The organism is Actinomadura sp. NPDC049382 (assembly GCF_040677125.1).
Classification (GTDB): domain Bacteria; phylum Actinomycetota; class Actinomycetes; order Streptosporangiales; family Streptosporangiaceae; genus Spirillospora; species Spirillospora geliboluensis.
Genome location: NZ_JBFARO010000002.1, coordinates 215,741 through 236,190, shown reverse-complemented (window position 1 = coordinate 236,190; position 20,450 = coordinate 215,741). Strand labels below are relative to the sequence as shown.

Annotated in this window: 16 protein-coding genes; 9 read left to right on the top strand and 7 right to left on the bottom strand. The window is 72.0% G+C overall.

Annotation, left to right across the window (positions count from 1 at the left end):
- Positions 1-99: 99 nt before the first annotated feature.
- Complete coding sequence (locus AB0K34_RS02385; protein ID WP_301175954.1) at positions 100-1,170, bottom strand: RDD family protein; 1,071 nt, start codon at positions 1,168-1,170, stop codon at positions 100-102.
- Between the two features lie 71 nt (positions 1,171-1,241).
- On the opposite strand from AB0K34_RS02385, the gene AB0K34_RS02380 reads away from it, so the two are divergent.
- Positions 1,242-2,237, top strand: coding sequence for a stage II sporulation protein M (locus tag AB0K34_RS02380; RefSeq protein ID WP_301175953.1), 996 nt, complete (start codon positions 1,242-1,244; stop codon positions 2,235-2,237).
- Between the two features lie 53 nt (positions 2,238-2,290).
- Here the strand turns inward: AB0K34_RS02380 and AB0K34_RS02375 are convergent, their stop codons facing one another.
- The 5 genes from AB0K34_RS02375 to AB0K34_RS02355 are packed head-to-tail and all read right to left on the bottom strand — an operon-like array spanning position 2,291 to position 7,563.
- The gene (locus AB0K34_RS02375; RefSeq protein WP_301175952.1) at positions 2,291-3,583 is read right to left on the bottom strand and encodes a DUF58 domain-containing protein; all 1,293 of its coding nucleotides are present in this window, start codon (positions 3,581-3,583) and stop codon (positions 2,291-2,293) included.
- Entirely contained in the window at positions 3,583-4,551 is a 969-nt protein-coding gene (locus tag AB0K34_RS02370; protein ID WP_240807591.1) for a MoxR family ATPase, read from the bottom strand. The genes AB0K34_RS02375 and AB0K34_RS02370 overlap by 1 nt, the downstream gene beginning before the upstream one ends.
- Before the next feature lie 59 nt (positions 4,552-4,610).
- On the bottom strand, positions 4,611-5,813 hold the full coding sequence (locus AB0K34_RS02365) for a DUF4350 domain-containing protein (RefSeq protein ID WP_301175951.1): 1,203 nt from the start codon (positions 5,811-5,813) through the stop codon (positions 4,611-4,613).
- Positions 5,807-6,484 (bottom strand): DUF4129 domain-containing protein, encoded by a 678-nt coding sequence (locus AB0K34_RS02360; protein WP_301175950.1) that lies wholly within the window; start codon positions 6,482-6,484, stop codon positions 5,807-5,809. Before AB0K34_RS02360 ends, AB0K34_RS02365 begins: the two co-directional genes overlap by 7 nt.
- A complete protein-coding gene (locus AB0K34_RS02355) occupies positions 6,481-7,563 on the bottom strand; it encodes a hypothetical protein (protein ID WP_364544765.1) in 1,083 nt (360 codons plus the stop codon). The genes AB0K34_RS02360 and AB0K34_RS02355 overlap by 4 nt, the downstream gene beginning before the upstream one ends.
- Before the next feature lie 304 nt (positions 7,564-7,867).
- Here AB0K34_RS02355 and mtrA point away from each other — a divergent pair, with 304 nt between their 5' ends.
- The 7 genes from mtrA (at position 7,868) to AB0K34_RS02320 (ending at position 16,867) form a co-directional block, all read left to right on the top strand.
- Positions 7,868-8,545 (top strand): MtrAB system response regulator MtrA, encoded by a 678-nt coding sequence (gene mtrA, locus AB0K34_RS02350; RefSeq protein WP_021598338.1) that lies wholly within the window; start codon positions 7,868-7,870, stop codon positions 8,543-8,545.
- Between the two features lie 180 nt (positions 8,546-8,725).
- On the top strand, positions 8,726-10,351 hold the full coding sequence (gene mtrB / locus AB0K34_RS02345) for an MtrAB system histidine kinase MtrB (protein ID WP_301175948.1): 1,626 nt from the start codon (positions 8,726-8,728) through the stop codon (positions 10,349-10,351).
- Entirely contained in the window at positions 10,348-12,138 is a 1,791-nt protein-coding gene (locus AB0K34_RS02340) for an LpqB family beta-propeller domain-containing protein (RefSeq protein ID WP_301175947.1), read from the top strand. Before mtrB ends, AB0K34_RS02340 begins: the two co-directional genes overlap by 4 nt.
- Positions 12,139-12,285: 147 nt before the next feature.
- Positions 12,286-13,068: a phosphoribosyltransferase family protein gene (locus AB0K34_RS02335; RefSeq protein ID WP_301175946.1), complete on the top strand. Its 783-nt coding sequence runs from the start codon at positions 12,286-12,288 to the stop codon at positions 13,066-13,068.
- Between the two features lie 738 nt (positions 13,069-13,806).
- A complete protein-coding gene (gene raiA, locus AB0K34_RS02330; RefSeq protein ID WP_138640921.1) occupies positions 13,807-14,469 on the top strand; it encodes a ribosome-associated translation inhibitor RaiA in 663 nt (220 codons plus the stop codon).
- A gap of 373 nt (positions 14,470-14,842) precedes the next feature.
- Entirely contained in the window at positions 14,843-15,499 is a 657-nt protein-coding gene (locus AB0K34_RS02325; protein ID WP_301175961.1) for a response regulator transcription factor, read from the top strand.
- Positions 15,500-15,694: 195 nt separating this feature from the next.
- Positions 15,695-16,867, top strand: coding sequence for a crosslink repair DNA glycosylase YcaQ family protein (locus AB0K34_RS02320; protein ID WP_138640923.1), 1,173 nt, complete (start codon positions 15,695-15,697; stop codon positions 16,865-16,867).
- A 158-nt stretch (positions 16,868-17,025) separates the two neighbouring features.
- Here AB0K34_RS02320 and AB0K34_RS02315 read toward each other — a convergent pair whose 3' ends face one another.
- On the bottom strand, positions 17,026-17,358 hold the full coding sequence (locus tag AB0K34_RS02315; protein ID WP_138640924.1) for an HGxxPAAW family protein: 333 nt from the start codon (positions 17,356-17,358) through the stop codon (positions 17,026-17,028).
- A gap of 183 nt (positions 17,359-17,541) precedes the next feature.
- On the opposite strand from AB0K34_RS02315, the gene secA reads away from it, so the two are divergent.
- Positions 17,542-20,406: a preprotein translocase subunit SecA gene (gene secA / locus AB0K34_RS02310; RefSeq protein WP_301175945.1), complete on the top strand. Its 2,865-nt coding sequence runs from the start codon at positions 17,542-17,544 to the stop codon at positions 20,404-20,406.
- The last annotated feature ends 44 nt before the right edge of the window (positions 20,407-20,450 follow it).

The following is a 20,450-nucleotide window of genomic DNA, read 5'->3' as shown; positions in this document are numbered from 1 at the left end:
ACTTATTCGGATATTAGAAGGCGGCCACGGCCCGGGATAGGCACACAAGTCCACAACGAACGGCCCTGGAGACGGCCGTGATTGACAAACGGCGGCCGGTCAGCGCCCGGCCGGGTACTGGCCTGTGGGGTACTGCCCCGTCGGGTACTGGCCGGTCGGGTACTGGCCGGTCGGGTAGGGCCCTGCGGGCGGCTGGCCGGGAGCGTTCAGGACCTGCTGGTACGGCCCCGCGCCGTAGTTGGGCGGCGGCAGGAACTGCGGCTGCCCCGGCAGCGGCGGACGGAACGGCGGCGGCACCGGCGGCCCCGGCCGGACGGGACCCGCCACCGGCGGCCCGGCCATCGCCATCACCGGCACCGGGCCCTGCGCCGGTCCCGGGCCCCACACGGGCAGGCCGAGGCGGCGCATCCGGCGGGCGCGGCGCTCGGCGAGCCGCATCTCCTCGCGGTGCCGGCGCTCGGCGAGCACCGCCGACAGCAGGATCTCCGGCCGCACCCCCGGCGGCGGGGGCGGGCTGACCACCGCGACGACCTGCCCGGCGATGCGCTCGCCCAGCGAGTCCCGCACCTCGGGCAGCAGCTCCCAGAACCGGGACAGGTACTGGCGGGCCGTCATCGCCAGCTCGTCCGACAGCATCGAGATCTCCAGCGACCGGGCCCACCAGGCGAGCTGCGGCGGCATCACCGCGACCGGGCCGAACAGGGCCGCCGCGGGGGCGCGCTCCTTGATCACGATCGTGCCCGCGAACAGGTCGCCGAGCCGCTTGCCGCGCCGGTTGCAGAACGAGGTGATCAGCGCGGGGGAGCCGTAGAACGTCCAGAACTCGATCACGCCGGCCAGCGCCCGGACCAGCGCCTGCCGGAACCGGATCGGCCCGCCGTCGTCGGCGACCACGCGGAGGCCCACGCCCATCTTGCCCAGCGTCCGCCCGCGCAGCAGCGTCTCGGACAGGCACGGGTAGCCGACCAGCACGGCGACGGTGCCGAGCAGCGTCAGCCCGACCGTCCACGCGTCGTCCGCGACGAGCGAGGTCATCGCGGTCACGTAGACGACGAGGTAGAGCATCACCGTCTGGAAGATCAGGTCGAGCAGGAAGGCGCAGCCACGGCTGGCCAGCCGCGCGACGCGGATGTCGAGCGCGACGGCCTCGCCGGTGACGAGTTCGGCCATGTCCTGCTCCTCCAATGCCGGGGATGCGTTCATTTTGCCGGTTCGGTAATGCGACACGTTAGTCTCGCCGGGTGGACGTCGACGCCTATGTGGCCGCGCACAACGCCGACTGGCTGCGCCTGGAGCACCTCATCAACCGGGGACGCAGGCTCAGCGGCGCCGAAGTGGACGAACTGGTCGAGCTCTACCAGCGCACGGCCACGCACCTGTCCGTCGTCCGCTCCAGCTCGCCCGACCCCCAGCTGGTGGGCCGGCTCTCGTCGCTCGTAGCGCGCGGCAGGGCCGCGGTGGCGGGCGCCCAGGCGCCGCTCTGGCGGGACGTCACCCGTTTCGCGACGGTGTCGTTCCCGGCCGCCGCCTACCGGATGAAGTGGTGGTGGCTCGGCGCCGCCGTCCTCGGCAACCTGCTCTCGCTCGCCCTCGCGATCTGGATCGTCCACAGCCCGGACGTGCAGGCGACCATCGGGACGCCGGACGAGATCCGCGAACTCGTCGACCACGACTTCGCGAACTACTACACGGAGCACTCGGCGGCGTCCTTCGCCTTCAAGGTCTGGGTGAACAACGCCTGGGTGTCGGCGGTCGCGCTCATCTTCGGGATCCTGCTCGGCATCCCCACCGTGTACGTGCTGCTGATGAACCAGCTCAACCTCGGGCTGACCGCCGGGCTGATGTTCGCCTACGGCAAGGGCGACATCTTCTTCGGCCTGATCCTGCCGCACGGCCTGCTGGAGCTCACCGCCGTGTACCTCGCCTGCGCGGGCGGCATGCGGCTCGGCTGGACGATCATCGACCCGGGCCCGCGCCGCCGCGGCCAGGCCCTCGCCGAGGAGGGACGCGCCGCCGTCAGCATCGCCATCGGCCTCGTCGCGGTGCTGCTGGTGTCCGGCCTCATCGAGGGCTTCGTGACCGGCTGGGTGCACGTCACCTGGCTGCGCATCGGGATCGGCGTGGTCGCGGAGGTCGCCTTCCTCGGCTACGTGCTCGTCCTCGGCCGCCGCGCCACCCGCGCGGGGGAGACCGGCGACGCCGACCTCCGCCCCGACGCGGCCCCCGTCTCCGGCTGACCCGCCTCCGGCCCGCACACGTCCGGTCTGCGCGCGTCCTGCCGGTCCGCGCGTCAAAGGCGTCCGGCGGACTTCAGCGCCAGGTAGGCGTCGGCGAGCGCCGGGGCGATCTCGTCCGGCGGGGCGTCCACCACCTCGACGCCGTGGCCGCGCAGCTCGGCGGTGAGGCGGCGGCGCTCGGCGCGGGCGCGCTCGGCCGCCGCCGCGTCGTACACGGCGGCGAGGTCGCCGCGGGACGCGGCCATCTCGCCGACCCGCGGATCGGACACCGCCGCGATCATGACCAGGTGCCGTGCGGTGAGCTGCGGCAGCAGCGGCAGCAGCCCCTCCTCGATCGCGGCCGTGTTCAGCTCGGTCAGCAGCACGACCAGGCACCGCTGCCGGACCCGCGCCATCAGCGTCGACACCATCCCGGCGGCGTCGCATTCGAGCAGCTCCGGCTCCAGCGGCGCCAGCGCGTGCACCATCGCGGGCAGCAGGTCGGTGCGGGACGCGCCCTCCACGCGGGCGCGGACGCGCCGGTCGTAGGCGAGCAGGTCGACCCGGTCCCCGGCCCGGGACGCGAGCGCGCCGAGCAGCATCGCCGCGTCCATCGAGCAGTCCAGCCGGGGGATGTCGCCGACGCGGCCCGCCGACGTCCGGCCGGTGTCGAGCACCAGGTAGATGCGCCGGTCGCGCTCGGGCCGCCACGTCCGGACGACGACGTCGCCGCGGCGCGCGGTGGCCCGCCAGTCGATGGACCGGACGTCGTCGCCGTCCACGTACTCGCGCAGCGAGTCGAACTCGGTGCCCTGCCCGCGGATCAGCGCCACGTGCGCGCCGGTCAGCTCCCGCAGCCGCGCCAGCTTGGCGGGCAGGTGGCGGCGGGACGGGAACGCCGGCAGCGCCCGCACCGTCCACGGCGCGGAGCGCGACAGCTGCCGCGCGGCCAGCCCGAGCGGCCCGGCGGAGCGGACGACGACGGTGACGGCCTTGCGGTCCCCGCGCCGGGTCGGCGTCAGCGTCATCTCGACGCGGCGGCGCTCACCGGCCGGGACGTCCACCTTGACCGTGCGGGGCGCGGCGCCCGCGCTCGGCGGCCACACGTCCCGCAGGCGGGCCTTCAGCCGCCGCCGGCCCTGGTTCTCGACGATCAGCGCCACCCGGGCGGTCTCGCCGAGCCGCACGTTGGTGTCGCCGTCCCGGTGGAAGCGCAGGGCCCGCACGTTCCCGGCGAGCGCCAGGTCGGCGAGGACGCCGAGCAGCAGGACGCCCCACACTGCGAACAGCGCCCACCAGCTCGGCACGAGCAGCGGGACGAGCGCGCCGAGCAGGGCCAGCAGCCCCAGGCGCCCGGTCAGCGCCATCAGCGCGGCGCGGGGACGTGGGCGAGGATGCCCTCCAGCACGCCGTCGGCGGTCGCGCCCTCCAGCTCCGCCTCGGGACGGAGCTGGACGCGGTGCCGGAGCGTCGGCCTGGCCAGCGCCTTCACGTCGTCCGGGGTCACGTAGTCGCGGCCCGACAGCCACGCCCAGGCGCGGGACGTCGCCAGCAGCGCCGTCGCACCGCGCGGCGAGACGCCGAGCTGCAGCGACGGGGACTGCCGCGTGGCGCGGCACAGGTCCACGACGTAGGCGGCGACCTTGGGATCGAGGTGGACGGTCCTGACGGCGGCGCGTCCGGCGGCGAGCTCGTCCGCGCCCGCGACCGCCTTCACCTCCGACAGGTCGCGCGGGTCGAACCCGCCCGCGTGCCGCTGCAGCATGGCGATCTCTTCGTCCCGGGTGGGGACGGGCACGGTCAGCTTGACGAGGAACCGGTCGAGCTGGGCCTCGGGCAGGGGGTAGGTGCCCTCGTACTCGATCGGGTTCTGGGTCGCGCAGACCACGAACGGGTCGGGCAGAGCGCGCGCGGAGCCCTCCACCGAGACCTGGCGCTCCTCCATGGCCTCCAGGAGGGAGGCCTGCGTCTTCGGCGGTGTCCGGTTGATCTCGTCGGCGAGCAGGAGGTTGGTGAAGACGGGACCCTCGCGGAACTCGAACTCCGCCGTCCGGTTGTCGTACACCAGCGAACCGGTGACGTCACCGGGCATCAGGTCGGGGGTGAACTGGACGCGCTTGAAGTCCAGGTCGAGGGCTCGCGACAGCGTCTTGATGAGCAGCGTCTTGGCGGTGCCCGGGACGCCTTCGAGCAGCACGTGGCCGCGGCACAGCAGCGCGATGACGAGCCCGGTCACCACGGAGTCCTGGCCGACGACCGTCTTGGCGACCTCGCCGCGCAGCGCCGTCAGCGCGGCGCGCGCCGTTTCGGCCTGCCGCCGGGCCTCCTCGGACAGCGCGCCCGGCCCCGTGCTGCCGCCGGGCACGTCGTCCTTCCCGAGCTCTACAGGGGTGTTCAAGACTGCCGTACCTGCCTTTCCAGGTCGTCGAGGACGTCCGTGAGCGCGATGAGCCCGGCGTCGTCCAAGGGTTCGGGACCGTACAGGGCCGCCCCGACGTACGTCTCGTCGTAGGGCGTGCGGCGGGCCACCGCCGTGATGATCTCCTGTGCGGCGGACGGGTCCTGCGCGCTGCCGCGCGGCAGCCCGAGCAGCGGGACGAGCCGCTCCCGGGCGCCGGAGCGCAGCGCGTCCGAGGCGCGGTCGCGGGCGCGCCCGGCCCGGTACAGGCGGGCGCGGCCCTCCACCGTCTCCGCCGACCGGACCACGACCGGCAGGGCCTCCGCCACCACCGGGCCGAGCCGCCGGCCCCGCCACAGCGCCACCAGCAGCACCGCGACCAGGAGTTCGAGGAAGAACAGCTTGACGCCGAACGGGAGCAGGTCGCCGAGCGACTGCTGACCGGCGGCCTCGCCCGCCTTCGGCAGGTCGGGGTAGAGCCACACCGTCGAGGAGCCCGGCGCCGCCAGGTTCATGGCGAGCGCGGCGTTGCCCTCCTCGGTGAGCCGCTGGTTCGTCAGCGGCGCGGCCGACCCCAGCACGGTCACCGTGTGCGCGTTCTCCTGCACCTGGACGACCCTGGCGCCGCCGTACTCGGCCGGGTAGCACGCCGTCCCCTGGCCGTTGATCTCGTAGGTGTCCGACTCGTGGAAGGCGACCTTCCCGGCGAGGGACGCGGCGGGCAGCGCGCAGCCCGGCGCCGCGGTCTCCTCGAAGCTCGGGCCGACCCGCCGCACCTGGGGGGCCAGGACGTCCAGCGCCGCCGCCGTCGGCCGGACGAGCAGGACGTTCACCTGCGTACCGGCCAGCATCCGCAGGTCGTTCTCAGTGAGCCGCTCGGTGCGGGTCACCACGAGCGTGTCGCGGGGCTGGGCCGCGAGCAGGGCCTCCGGCATGTTCCGCCTGATGGTCACGGCAGTGCCGTGCTGGTGCAGGATCTCCGTGAGCGCCCGCGAGCCGTCCCGCTTCGGCGACTCCGGGTCGAGCGCGCCCGCCGACGTCGACGGGCGCAGCGCCGCCAGGATCACCGCGATCACGACCAGCGCCAGCAGCACCGCGAGCACGCCGCGCGCCGACCGCCAGCGGCGGCCCGCGACCTGCCGCGCGGACGGCTCCGCGGCGCCGGAGGTCGCGGCTCCGGGCGGGGCCTGGGTCACCATCGCGGGCCCCCTTCGTCGCCGGCGCCCACCGGGGTGAGGTCGTCGGCCTCCAGCGGCTTCGGCTTCGTCGCGCGCAGCCGCTCGTCCAGCGCCTTCATCCGCGCGTACCCCTCGGCCGTGCCGGGACGGTCGCCGTACCAGACGTCGTCGAAGATCCGGACGCCGGCGGCCAGCTCGCCGGCCAGCTCCGGCACGGCCTCGCCCGCCTCCGCCGCCAGCTCGTCCGCCGTGCGGCCCGGCCGCGCCGCGAGCACCGCCCGCTCCTCCAGGTCGCGCGCGATCGCGCGGAGCCGCTCCCGGATCGCCTCGGCCCACTCCCCGGCGGCCGCGTGGCGCTCGGCGGCCTGGCGGTGGTCGAGCGCCGTGGACGGCGCGTCCTCCAGCAGGGCCTTGTCGCGGGAGCGCAGGTTGCGGCGGCCCCGCATCAGCCACGCGATCAGCGCGATGGCGATCGCCAGCACCAGCACGATGATCAGGACGGACACCCAGCCGCCGCCGGTGCCCTGCGCCTCCGGGTTCGGCGCCCGGTTGAACAGGCCGGCCAGCCACTCGGAGAAGTCGGCCCAGACGCGCTCCAGCCAGGACGGCCTGTCGCGCTGGTACACCTGCTTCTCCAGTTCGCGGCGGGCCAGCTCGCGGGCCTCGTCGCGGCCGATCGGGTCGAGGATCACGGGTTCGCTCCCGTCCACGGCCGGGCGGGCACCGGATCGGTCCGCCAGAGATCGATGAACCCGTCCTCACCTGTGGGCTCGTGCGCGGGCTCGTGCGCGGGCCCGCCCGCGATCACCGCCGCGGCGGAGCGGCCCCGGCTGCGCAGCTCCAGGTCGAAGCCCTCGCGGCGCATCCGCCGGTCCATGTACAGCAGCGCGATCACCCCCGCGTCGAACGGCAGCACCACCGACCAGCTCACGATCCGGCCCAGCGTGTCGACCGCGAGCGCGCCCATCGTCGCCCCGTCGCCCGAGGCGTCGCCGAAGAAGACCAGCTGCACGAACAGGAACGGGATGCGCAGCGCGAAGAAGCCCATGAACACGGTCACGAGCAGCGCCAGCAGCAGCGTCCCGCACGTGTGGAACCACCGGCCCTTGGACAGCGTGACCGCCCGGCGCAGCGCGCCCGTGACCGTCCGCCGCTCCAGGACGACCGCCGGGACCGCCTGGACGAGCAGGATGTAGAGCCACACCATCAGGCCGATCCCGAGCGGGAACCCGAGCAGCCCCGCGATCACCCCGAAGGCCGGGTGCGCGTCCGCGGCGATCAGCGCGAAGAACGGCAGCACCGCCAGCGCCAGCGCGCCCAGCGAGGCGCCCATGACGGCCGCGGCGGTGCCGGCCAGCCGGCCGAGCTGCGGCCGCGCGTCCCGCCACGCCTGCCGGGGCGCGATCGGCATCCCCACCAGCTCGCGGCCGAGGATCGGCGCCATCAGCCCCGCCATCAGCAGGATCCCGCACGCCGACAGGACCAGCCCCAGCACCGTCAGCGTGAGCTGCGCGCCGAGCGACTCCAGCAGCACGTCCGGGGTGACCTCGTCGCGGGCCTCGTTGCCGATGAAGAAGTACGCGGCGACCGAGCTCGTCACCTGGATGACCGTGCTGATCGCCACCGACAGGCCCAGCGTGGCGCGGGGGCGGCGCCGGATCCCGGCGATCGCGCCGTCCAGCAGCTCCGAGATGGACATGGGTCGGAACGGGACGCCCCGCACCACGTCGGTGGCGCCGGCGTCGTCGTCCCAGCCGTCCGGTCCCGGCATTCTCGGCTCCCTGCGGTCCCTGGTTCCCTGCGGTCTGCGTGCGGGGGTCGCGGCGCTTCCGGGCGGGGCCCGCCGGGCCCCGCGGCGATCGCCGGTCAGGTCATCCTGTCACGGGCGAGATGTCAATCTTGCGCCGCTTTCGGGAGTCACCTCTGCAATCCGAGCCGCCCACCCGATGCGGGGGAGCCATGTACGGCGCAAACGCGGGTAACCTTGCACGCCAAGGTATATCTCTCCCTGGCAAGGTGGCGCCGGAGCATCGCGCACCACTCCACCGAACCCCGACTTTGCGACGATGAGGGCCATGAGAGGACGTGTACTGGTCGTCGACGACGACCTCGCGCTCGCCGAAATGCTCGGCATCGTGCTGAGGGGCGAGGGTTTCGAGCCCTCGTTCGTGCACGACGGCGACAAGGCGCTCGAGGCGTTCCGGGAGACCCGGCCCGACCTCGTGCTGCTCGACCTGATGCTGCCGGGGGCCGACGGCATCGACGTGTGCCGGCAGATCCGCGCCGAGTCGGGCGTGCCGATCGTCATGCTGACCGCCAAGAGCGACACCGTGGACGTCGTGCTCGGCCTGGAGTCCGGCGCCGACGACTACATCGTCAAGCCGTTCAAGCCCAAGGAGCTGGTGGCGCGGGTGCGCGCCCGCCTGCGCCGCACCGACGAGCCCGCCCCCGAGACCCTGCAGATCGGCGACATCACCATCGACGTCGCCGGCCACTCGGTCAAGCGCGGCGACCGGCACATCCCGCTGACGCCGCTGGAGTTCGACCTGCTCGTCGCCCTCGCCCGCAAGCCCCGCCAGGTCTTCACCCGCGAGGTGCTGCTGGAGCAGGTGTGGGGCTACCGGCACGCCGCCGACACCCGGCTCGTCAACGTGCACGTCCAGCGGCTCCGCGCCAAGATCGAGAAGGACCCCGAACGCCCCGAGATCGTCGTCACCGTGCGCGGTGTCGGCTACAAGGCCGGGCCGGCCTGAGTCGGCCGCCCCGCCCGCGGGCCCGCGGCACCGGCCCTCGCACGGCTCCCCGAGGCGGCGCCCCCGCCCGTCCCATCGCAGCGCTCCGTCACAGCGCCCCGTCCCCCGTGACACGCCGATGACCGTCCAGTACCAGCGCGGCCCCGTGCCCCGCCTCGCGGACCCCTCATGAAAGCGGACATGAGGCGGGCGAAGAGGTACGTCCGCCGTGCCCTGGGCAAGGCGCGGCGGCTGCTGAGCGGCGCCATCGGCGCCGCCTACCTGCGCTGGCGACGGTCGATCCAGGTCCGGGTCGTCACGTCCACGCTGTTCATCTCCGCGATCGTGGTGGCGATCCTGGGCGCGTTCCTGATGCAGCAGGTCTCGTCGGCGCTCATGGACGGCAAGGTGAAGGCGGCCCGGCTCCAGCTGGACGAAGGCCTGGCGCAGGTCCAGCGCGACCTGGGCAACTCCGCCGGGGACGGCAGCAGGCTCAACACGACCATCGACCGCCTGAAGTCGCGCAGCGGACCGTCCGGCCTCTACGAGGTCTACATCCGCGACACCAACGAGCAGTACTTCGACGGGTACACGACCAACGAACTGCGGCCCGAGAGCGTCCCGAAGCGGCTCCGCGAAGAGCTGAAGACCGCGCCCGCCGGATCGCGCGCCTACACCTACGGCAAGCTGTCCTACCTCGGGGGCAGGGCGGACGAACGCGGCCTCATCGTCGGCGGCCGCACCGGCCAGTTCGAGCTGTACTACCTGTTCCCGCTCACGCAGGAACAGCAGACCCTCACCAACGTGAGCCGCTCCCTGTCCGGAGTGGGCATCGTCCTGGTGCTGCTCTTGGCCGCGATCGCCTCACTGGTCACCCGGCAGGTCGTCATACCGGTGCGCTTGGCCGCACAAGGCGCGCAGCGGCTCGCCGCAGGGCGCCTGGAAGAGCGCATGAGGGTCCGCGGTGAGGACGACCTGGCGCGCCTCGCCCGCTCCTTCAACGAGATGGCCGCGAACCTCCAGGAGAAGATCGGCGAACTGGAGGACCTGTCGCAGGTGCAGCGCCAGTTCGTCTCCGACGTCTCCCACGAGCTCCGCACCCCCCTGACCACCATCAGGATCGCCGCGGACATGCTCTACGAGTACCGCGACACCTTCGACGACCCCGCCGTCGGACGGTCCGCCGAGCTGCTGCAGAGCCAGCTCGAACGGTTCGAGTCCCTGCTCGCCGACCTCCTGGAGATCAGCCGCCACGACGCCGGCGCCGCGACCCTCGACGCCGAGTCCCTCGACATGCGCGACCTCGTGCTGCGCGTCGTCGGCGACATCCAGGGCCTCGCCGAGCGCAAGGGCAGCAAGGTCGTCCTGCAGCTGCCCGGCGAACCCTGCATGGCGGAGGTCGACCGGCGCCGCGTCGAGCGCATCCTGCGCAACCTCGTCGTCAACGCCGTCGAGCACGGCGAGGGGGAGGACATCATCATCTCCGTCGCCGCCGACCGCGACGCCGTCGCCGTCGCCGTCCGCGACCACGGCGTCGGCCTCAAACCCGGGGAAGGGCAGATGGTCTTCGACCGCTTCTGGCGCGCCGACCCGGCCCGCGCCCGCACCACCGGCGGCACCGGGCTCGGCCTGTCGATCTCCCGCGAGGACGCGCAGCTGCACGGCGGCTGGCTGCAGGCGTGGGGCGAGCCCGGCGCGGGCTCCCAGTTCCGCCTGTCGCTGCCCCGCGTCGCCGGGGCCGAGCTGCGCGGCTCGCCGCTCCCGCTCGTCCCGCCCGGCGCCGGCGACGCCCGCCCCCTGTTCGCGGAGCTGGAGGCGGGCGAATGAGCGCGTGCACCGGGCGCATCACCAGCCTGCTGACCCTGGCCGTGCTCGTCCTCGGCGGCGCCGGCTGCGCGAACGTGCCGAGCGGCGGGCAGGTCGTCAGCGGCAGGCCCGCCGAGCGCGCCGAGCGCGTCGACGACCCCTACGTCCGGCTCATCCCGGTCAAACCGCGGCCCGACTGGGGGCCGGCCGAGATCGTCTCGGGGTTCCTCGCCGCGTCCGCCAGCTTCGACGACGGCCACAAGGTCGCCAAGATGTACCTCGGCGGCCGGACGTCCTGGAGCCCCGGGCTGCGCCCCTCGGTGACCGTCCTCGCGAGCCGCGTCACCGACCCGCACGTGGTCAAGTCGGCGGAGAACCAGGCCACCGTGCGGGTCACCGGGGAGGAGCTCGGCACCATCACCGCCGACGGCCAGTACACGGCGTCCCCGAAGGAGTTCGAGGCCGTCTTCCAGCTCACCAAGACCTCGCAGGGCGTCTGGCGCATCACCGGCCTGCCCGGCGACGAGAAGTCCGGCCTCCTGCTCACCAAGGACGACGTCGAGCGCGCCATGCGCACCGTCAACCTGTTCTTCTTCGCGCCCGACCGGCACACCCTCGTGCCCAACGGCGTCTTCCTGCCGGTCGCGAACCGGCAGGCGCTGCCGACCCAGCTCGTCCAGGCCCTGCTCGCCGGGCCCACCTCCTGGCTCGCCGGCGCCGTCGACAGCGCCTTCCCGGAGGGCACCCGGCTGCGCCGCGGCGTCCAGATCGAGAAGGAGGTCGCGACCGTCGACCTCACCAAGGAGGCCCGCGGCGGCGACGTCGAGCGCATGTCCGCCCAGCTCAGCTGGACGATGCGGCAGCTCTCGGAGATCAAGCAGTGGCGCCTGCAGATCGACGGGGAGACCGTCGCCCCCGGCGACATGGACGCCACCCAGCCCATGAACGGCTGGCAGGAGAACTCGCCCGACGGCGCCGCCTCGCAGGACGGCGCCCACCAGAACGCCTACGTCGTCGGCCCGTCCGGCTTCATCGGCACCCTGGAGGGCGACCGCGCCCAGCCCCTCGTGACCGGTGCCGCGGGGTACCTGACCCACCCCGCCGTAGCTCCCGGCTACCAGGAGTTCGCCGGCCTCAGCACCGACGGCACGCAGCTGCTGCTCGCCGCCCCCGTCACCGGTGCGCCCAGCCCCCGCGTCCTGCTCACCGCCCACCGCGGCGCCCGCTTCACGGCGCCGTCCTGGAGCGGCGACGGCACCCTGTGGGCCGTGGAGAGCACGAAGGACGCGTCCTGGCTGTGGGTGCGCCGCCCCGGCAAACCACCCGTCCGCGCCGCCCACTGGGGCCTCGGCGGCCGCCAGGTCCTGGCCTTCCACGTGGCCCGCGACGGCGTCCGCGCCGCCGTCATAGCCCGTATCGACGGCCGTCCCCAGGTCCAGCTGGGCCGCATCGCCCACGACCCGGACGGCTCCCTGGACGTCGGCTCGTTCCTGCCGGTGAGCTCCGAACTCCAGGACGCCGTCGACCTGTCCTGGCGCGACTACAACACCCTGGCCGTCCTCGGCCGCGCCAAGCGGGACTCCCAGACCCTGCCGTTCCTGATGCCGATCAGCGGCAGCGCCATCATCCCCCTGGGCGTCGGCTCCCTGGGCGAGCCCCGCACCATCGCCGCCGCCCCGGGCGCCCCGATCCTGATCGGCACCCGCTCGTCCGGCAAGGACCAGATCTGCCGCCAGAGCGCCCCGAGCAACTCCTACAGCCCCTGGCTCTGCCCGACCCCCGCCAAGGACCCCAGCTACCCCCGCTAGAACAACCAGCTTCTGGTCTGTCCCCGGCCTGCCGCATCTGGCGTAGGGACGGCCTGCCTCGCATGTCCAAGGACCGGGGTCACCGGAGTTATCCACAGTTGCGGGAGCGCGGGACGCTCTGCCGCTCGGAGCGGCACTGTCGATCGCATGAGATTTCTGCGCGACCTGATCGACCTCCTGCTGCCGGAGCAGTGCGCGGGCTGCGGGCAGGAGCCCGTCCTGCTGTGCGACACCTGCGCAAGACCCCTACGCGCCTCTGCACGGCCCGTCAGAGCCGCGACGGCCGGCATCCCGCCCCCTTGGACCGTCGCCGCCTACGAAGGCCCCCTGCGCACGATCCTGGCCGCCTACAAGGAACGCGGCCGCACCGCCCTGGCCGTCCCCTTAGGCGAAGCCCTGGCAACAGCCGTCCAAGCAGCCCTACCCCCACCACCCGCGCCGGAGGCGACCAACCCTCGACCAGCGACCACGGCCCGATCACGCCATGCCCAACCACATGACACCTGGGCGGGCGATGCGGGGGCGGGTGCTGTGGGGGCGGGGGATGTTCGAGGGGGGCCGGTGCTGGTGTGGGTGCCTTCAGGGCGGCGGGCGGTGCGGCGGCGGGGGCATGATCCGCTGCGCGGGGTGGTCGAGGTGGCGGTGAAGCGGCTGTGGGCGGACGGCGTGCCGGTGTCCATGATGGACGCGCTGCGGCAGCGCGGCCGGGTCGCCGACCAGGCCGGGCTCACGGCGCGGCAGCGGGCCGCCAACCTGCAAGGGGCCGTAGAGGCGCGGGCGTGCGTGGCCGGCCGCCGGGTCGTCCTGGTGGATGACGTGGTCACTACGGGCTCGTCCCTCGCGGAGGCGGCCCGAGCCTTACGCGCCGCAGGAGCCGAGGTGACCGGCACGGCCACCATCGCCGCCACCCCACGTCACCGCCCCTGGTAACCCACCCGCCCTGGCGGTCCGGGAGGCGTTGCGGGAGCGAGGATCGGGCGAATGGTGACTTTCTTCACTTTTCGCTCGCTGGGCGGCGGTAAGCCACGTTGGGTAGTCGAGAGCGTCTGGCTTGTCCTGGAATGAGGGGGTGTAGGGGGTGCTTCGGGTCACATCTCGCCATCAGGGGAGTAGAGATTTCTCAAACTCACCGCGAGGTCAGTGCTGCCTGACCTGGGCGGCCGTCGGCGGCGGGATCGCCGAGCCTGTCGGGGCTCAGGGGAGGTGGAGGGACGCCAGGGGAACCCGCTGCGGCAGTCCTCGATGACGGTCCGTGAGTTTTTCCTCAGCCCACCCCCCTGACATTCGTCGCGTAAGGGGTTAGCGTTCCTGACATGGCACCCGCCCGGGTCCGTGGTTGCGTTGGATCGCAGTGCTCGTCAGGAGCACGGCAGACGATCCGGCTAGCCGATGCCAGGCGCAGGCGAAACGGCCCACGTAAGGCGACTTCTCGTCGACCGATCACGGTGCGCCTTAGAGGTAAGTCCTGCCCCATCGGGGGATCCGACATCCCCCGAACCGGGAGAAGGGCAGTAGTGGCGAGAGCGCCGCGAGCCCCTCAGCAGGCGGATGTGGGGACGAAGACCAGGTCGGCCGGGCGGGTGCGACCCACCGTCCTGTGGTGCCCGTTCGGGGCCGGCAGGTCCCCGGGCAGGGCGACAAGCGCAACCGGGAGAAGGGGGGTCCCGCGTGAACATCACCGTGAGGGGCCGGCACACCGACGTCAACGACAGGTTCCGTCGGCATGTCGACAGCAAGCTGGCGAAGATCGAACGGCTCGACCAGAAGGTCATCCGCGTGGATGTGGAGGTGTCCGAGGAACGAAACCCACGGCTGGCCGACCAGCGTGAACGAGTGGAGCTGACGATCCGCTCCCGCGGCCCGGTGATCCGGGCCGAGGCCGCCGCCGACGACCGCTACGGCGCCCTCGACCTCGCGCTCGACAAGCTGGAGTCACGGCTGCGCCGCGACGCCGAGCGGCGCAAGGGACACGGTCTGAAGAACCACGGCAAGAACGGCAAGGGCCGCGCCAAGCTCGCGACGATGGAACCGCTCCCCGAGGCGCTGCCGGAGCCCGTCCCCGAACCCGTGGAGACCGCGCCGCCGGTCGAGGCCGAGCCGGTGTCCCGTGACGAGAACCTCGTACCGATCCCGATGGACGGGGACGGCCCCCTCGTCGTCCGCGAGAAATTCCACAAGGCCGAGCCGATGGGCATTGAGCAGGCACTGTTCGAGATGGAGCTCGTCGGCCACGACTTCTTCCTTTACCGCGACAAGGCCACCGGGCACCCCTCGGTCGTATACCGGAGGAGAGGCTGGGACTACGGCGTCATCAGGCTCGTCGAGGAGTGACTCTTCGTATCGGTGATGCGGCGGACGCGTCACGTCACCACCGGAACCATGCCATGATCTGAAAAGGCGCATCAGCCGATCCGGCGCGTCCCGGGAACCTCCCGGGGCGCGCGGCGGTTGACCGGGAGACACCCCGGTCCGAAATCCCCCGGGTTCGTCCCCGGACCCCGTAAGTTCCCGAGGACGACCCGATGGATCACAACCCTCCGGTAGTTCCAGATCGCTGAATAGTGAAGGGGGGAAGCGGCGTCTCCTCCACGCCGCGACTCTGGTGAGCGAGAAGCCCGAGACTCGCGACGCCGCGGCGGTACCCCGTCAGACCGGCGCCCCCGCCGGTCGTGACGCCGCGCCGCCGGCCGGAGCGGCCGACCCCATCCGCGTGCTCATCGTCGACGACCATGCGCTGTTCCGCAGAGGACTGGAGATGGTCCTCCAGGGCGAGGACGACATCGAGGTCATCGGCGAGGGCGGGGACGGGCACGAGGCCGTCGAGATGGCCGGCGACCTGCTGCCCGACATCGTCCTGATGGACATCCGGATGCCGCGCCGCAGCGGCATCGAGGCGTGCACCGCCATCAAGGACGCCGCGCCCAGCGCCAAGATCGTCATGCTGACCATCAGCGACGAGGAGGAGGACCTCTTCGAGGCGATCAAGGCCGGAGCCAGCGGCTACCTGCTCAAGGAGATCTCCATCGACGAGGTCCCGCAGGCCGTCCGCGCGGTCCACGGCGGCCAGTCGCTGATAAGCCCGTCGATGGCGTCCAAGCTCATCACCGAGTTCGCCGCGCTGGCCAAGCGCAGTGAGGAGCGCACGCAGCAGGTCCCCGCGCCGCGCCTCACCGAACGCGAGATGGAGGTCCTGCGCCTCGTCGCCCGCGGCCTCGGCAACCGCGAGATCGCCCGCGAGCTCTTCATCTCCGAGAACACCGTGAAGAACCACGTCCGCAACATCCTGGAGAAACTCCAGCTCCACTCCCGCATGGAGGCCGTCGTCTACGCCGTCCGCGAGAAACTCCTAGAGATCACCTGACCCCGGCACCCTGCGGGGGGTGAGACCGGCTATCCGGGTTTGTCGGTGTTGTGTCGTAGCATCGCGGGCGTGGTGGAGACAGTAGGCGGGACGCAGGGCGGTGGCGGGGTCGAGCTCGGGGCCGATGAGGCTCGGCGGCTTCAGTTGCGCGCGCAGGGTTTTCTGGGGGCGCGTCCGAAAGGTGGGGTTCCGGCGATGCTGGAACGGCTCGGTGCCGTCCAGCTCGACACGATCTCGGTTTTGGCGCGGTCTCATGAGCTGGTGCCCTACGCGCGCTTGGGGGCGGTGAGCCGGGGTGCCATTGAGGCGGCCTACTGGGGCGGAGGTTCGCGTTCCGCCGGGAGCGGTGCGCGGGGCGCTGGGGCCGCCGGGAACGGTGCGGGCGGTGTTGGGCGGGTTTCGGGTGGCGGGTATCGGGCGTTCGAGTACTGGGCGCATGCGGCGTCCGTGATCCCGATGGCCGACTGGCCGCTGTTCGCGTTCCGGCGGCGCGCGTACCTGCGGCGCGGGTGGCGCTGGCACAAGGTGCCGGAGGGCGTCTGCGACGAGATCCGCGATCGGCTGAAGGCGGACGGCCCGCTCACCACCAAGGAGCTCGGCGGCGCCAAGGCGAGCGCCGAATGGTGGGACTGGAGCGACCACAAGATCGGTATCGAGTGGTTGCTGGACATCGGCGAGGTCGTCTGCGTCGAGCGGGTCGGCTGGCGTCGCGTGTACGACCTGGCCGAGCGGGCTGTGCCGTCCGAGCTGCTCGCCCGGGATTTGGACGACGACGCCTGCTTGACCGAGCTGGTCGCCCGTGCCGGACGCGCTCTCGGAGTCGCGACGCGCGGTGATCTCGCCGACTACTACCGGATCAAGCAGGACCAGGTCGACCGCGTGATCGAGGCGACCGGGCTCGTCCCGGCCACTGTTGCCGGATGGTCCCAGCGGGCGTGGGCCGACCCCGGCGCGCTGGCCGCCCCGCCCAAGGGCAGGCACGCCACCACCCTGCTCTCGCCCTTCGACTCCCTCGTCTGGGACCGCGCCCGCGCGTCGCGCGTCTTCGGGTTCGACCACCGCCTGGAGGCGTACGTCCCGAAGGACAAGCGCGTCCACGGATACTTCGCGATGCCGCTCCTCGCCGGCGGCCGCCTCATCGGGCGGGTCGACCCGGCCCGGGAAGGGCGCACCCTCATCGCCCGTCAGGCGTCCCTGGAACCCTGGGCCACCCGCACCGCCGCGCGCACCGAGACCTCGGCGGCGGCTCTCGCCACCGCGCTCTGGCGCGCCGCCGCCTGGGTCGGCTGCGACGACGTCCGCGTGGAGCGCACCGACCTCCCGCCCGCGCTCCTGAAAGCCGCCCTGGACGCCGCCGCGTCCCGTTGAGGCCGCCGGGGGCCGGGGAATCGGCTCGGTGCGGTGGGGCGTTGAAACCATGTGCGGGTTTGCGCCGACCGAAATGTGGTCGTCGAGGCGTGTGCCTGAGGGTTTCGGACGCGGCATGCGTGAGGCCGGCCCGGCGGGCCGGCCTCGGACACGCGGGATCAGCCGTGGGGGGTCTGCTGGGTGTCGGTCGCCACCGGGGCCTCGATGGACTCGCCCTGGTCGCCGCCGCGGCGCTTGGCCGAGCGGGAGCCGAACAGGGAGTAGTCGACGATCTCGGGGATCACGCGGGGCGCGTCCACGACGACGTCCGCGAAGAGGTGGACCAGCCAGCTGACGAGGAACCCGGCGACCACGATGCCGACGCCGACCCAGAACATGATCCAGGACGGGCCGAGGCAGAGCGCCACGCCGCCGACGACGAAGCCGATGAAGATGACGCCGACGGCGAGCCACGAACTCGGCCGGCCGGCGTGCGAACCCTCTGAGGACATTGGGCCTCCCTCCCGTGAGGTGTGAGAGATCCTCTCCGGGACCCGGAAAGTCAAACGGAACGCACAGTGGATTGCGCTGCGGAGTGACCTAGACCATTCTGGGTCTCGCCTACGATGGCATCGTACGTGTGGTGTGCGTGCCGCCTTGAGCGGTGAACCACGATCTGCAAGGAGCCTTCGAGAGTGCCGCCAGTCATCGACAAGATCCTTCGTGCGGGCGAGGGAAAAACCCTGCGCAAGCTCAAGAAGCTCGCGGATCAGGTCAACTCGATCGAGGAGGACTTCCTCGAGATGAGCGACGCCGAGTTGCGCGAGCTGACCGACAAGTACCGGGAACGCATCGCCGACGGCGAGTCCCTGGACGACCTGCTTCCGGAGGCCTTCGCGACCGCACGCGAAGCCGCCAAGCGCGTCCTCGGCCAGCGGCACTACGACGTCCAGATCATGGGCGGCGCGGCGCTGCACCTCGGGAACATCGCCGAGATGAAGACGGGTGAGGGCAAGACCCTGACCTGCGTGCTCCCCGCGTACCTGAACGCGCTGTCCGGCGACGGCGTGCACGTGGTCACGGTGAACGACTACCTGGCCAAACGCGACGCCGAGTGGATGGGCCGCGTCCACCAGTTCCTCGGGCTGGACGTCGGCGTCATCCTCCCGCAGATGACCCCGGACGAGCGCCGCGCGGCCTACAACTGCGACATCACCTACGGGACGAACAACGAGTTCGGGTTCGACTACCTGCGCGACAACATGGCGTGGAGCCTGGACGAGTGCGTCCAGCGCGGGCACAACTTCGCGATCGTGGACGAGGTCGACTCGATCCTCATCGACGAGGCCCGCACCCCGCTGATCATCTCGGGTCCGGCCGAGCAGAACTCCAAGTGGTACTCGGAGTTCGCCAAGATCGTCCCGCGGCTGAAGCGGGCCGAGCTGGTCAGCACCGCCGGGCAGGTCGACGAGTACGGCCCCGGCGACTACGAGGTGAACGAGAAGAAGCGCACGGTCGGCGTGACCGAGTCCGGCGTCGAGAAGGTCGAGGACTGGCTCGGCATCGACAACCTGTACGACTCGGTGAACACCCCGCTGGTCAGCTTCCTGAACAACGCCCTGAAGGCCAAGGAGCTCTACAAGCGCGACAAGGACTACGTCGTCATGAACGGCGAGGTCCTGATCGTGGACGAGTTCACCGGCCGCATCCTCCACGGCCGCCGCTACAACGAGGGCATGCACCAGGCCATCGAGGCCAAGGAGGGCGTGGCGATCAAGGACGAGAACCAGACGCTCGCCACGATCACCCTGCAGAACTACTTCCGCCTCTACAACAAGCTGTCCGGCATGACCGGCACCGCCGAGACCGAGGCGGCGGAGTTCAACAAGACCTACAAGATCGGCGTCGTGCCGATCCCGACGAACAAGCCGATGATCCGCGAGGACGTGGCGGACGTCGTCTACAAGACCGAGCAGGCCAAGTTCGAGGCCGTCGTCGACGACATCGCCGAGCGGCACGAGAAGGGCCAGCCGGTGCTGGTCGGCACCACCTCGGTGGAGAAGTCCGAGAAGCTGAGCAAGATGCTCAAGCGCCGCGGCGTCCCGCACCAGGTGCTGAACGCCAAGCACCACGAGCAGGAGTCGGCGATCGTCGCGGAGGCGGGCCGCAAGGGCAGCGTCACCGTCGCGACGAACATGGCGGGCCGCGGCACCGACATCATGCTCGGCGGCAACCCCGACTTCCGCGCCGACCTGGTGCTGCACCAGCGCGGCCTGTCCCCGCTGGAGACGCCCGAGGAGTACGAGGCGGCCTGGCCGGAGGCGCTGGAGAAGGCCAAGGAGGACGTGAAGGGCGAGCACGAGGAGGTCGTCGAGGCCGGCGGCCTGTACGTGCTCGCGACGGAGCGGCACGAGTCGCGGCGCATCGACAACCAGCTGCGCGGCCGCTCCGGCCGGCAGGGCGACCCGGGCGAGTCCCGGTTCTACCTGTCGCTGGAGGACGACCTGATGCGGCTGTTCAACTCGGCCCGGGTCGAGTCGATCATGACGCGGCTGAACATCCCGGACGACACCCCGATCGAGTCCAAGATCGTCACGAACGCGATCAAGTCGGCGCAGAGCCAGGTCGAGCAGCAGAACTTCGAGATGCGCAAGAACGTCTTGAAGTACGACGAGGTGCTGAACCGGCAGCGCAAGGTCATCTACGCCGAGCGCCGCCAGGTGCTGGAGGGCGCCGACCTGCAGGAGCAGGTCCGCCGGATGATCGACGAGGTCGTGGCCGGCTATGTCGCGGGCGCCACCGGCGAGGGCTTCGCCGAGGAGTGGGACCTCGACAAGCTGTGGAAGGCGTTCAAGCAGCTGTACCCGATCTCGATCTCGGTCGAGGACCTGACCGACGACGAGGACGGCGACCTGTCCGGGCTGGACGCCGAGACGCTCGCGGAGAAGATCCGCGACGACGCCCAGGCGGCCTACGCCAAGCGCGAGGAGGAGCTCGGCTCGGAGGTCATGCGCGAGCTGGAGCGCCGCGTCGTCCTGTCGGTGCTGGACCGCAAGTGGCGCGAGCACCTCTACGAGATGGACTACCTCCAGGAGGGCATCGGCCTGCGGGCCATGGCGCAGCGCGACCCGCTGGTGGAGTACCAGCGCGAGGGCTACGACATGTTCAACGCGATGCTCGACGGCATCAAGGAGGAGTCGGTCGGCTACCTGTTCAACCTCGAGGTCGAGGTCGAGGAGCAGCCGGAGACCCCGACCGTCGGCGCCGCGCCGGTGTCGGTCGCGAAGTCGGCCCCCGCGGCGGAGGGCGCCGCGGAGGAGGCCGAGGTCGAGGAGGCCGAGGAGGCCCCCGCGATCAAGGCGAAGGGGCTGGAGAAGCCGTCCCGTCCGAAGAAGCTGGAGTACTCGGCCCCGACCGTCGACGGTGAGGGCGGCGTCGAGCTGCACAGCGAGGAGACCGAGGACGAGTACGCGGGCGTGAACCGCAACGACCCGTGCCCCTGCGGCTCGGGCAAGAAGTTCAAGCGCTGCCACGGCGACCCGCGCAACAAGAACAAGTAGCACCGCACGAGCGAGTAGCACCGCACGAGCGGGTAGTACGGCGC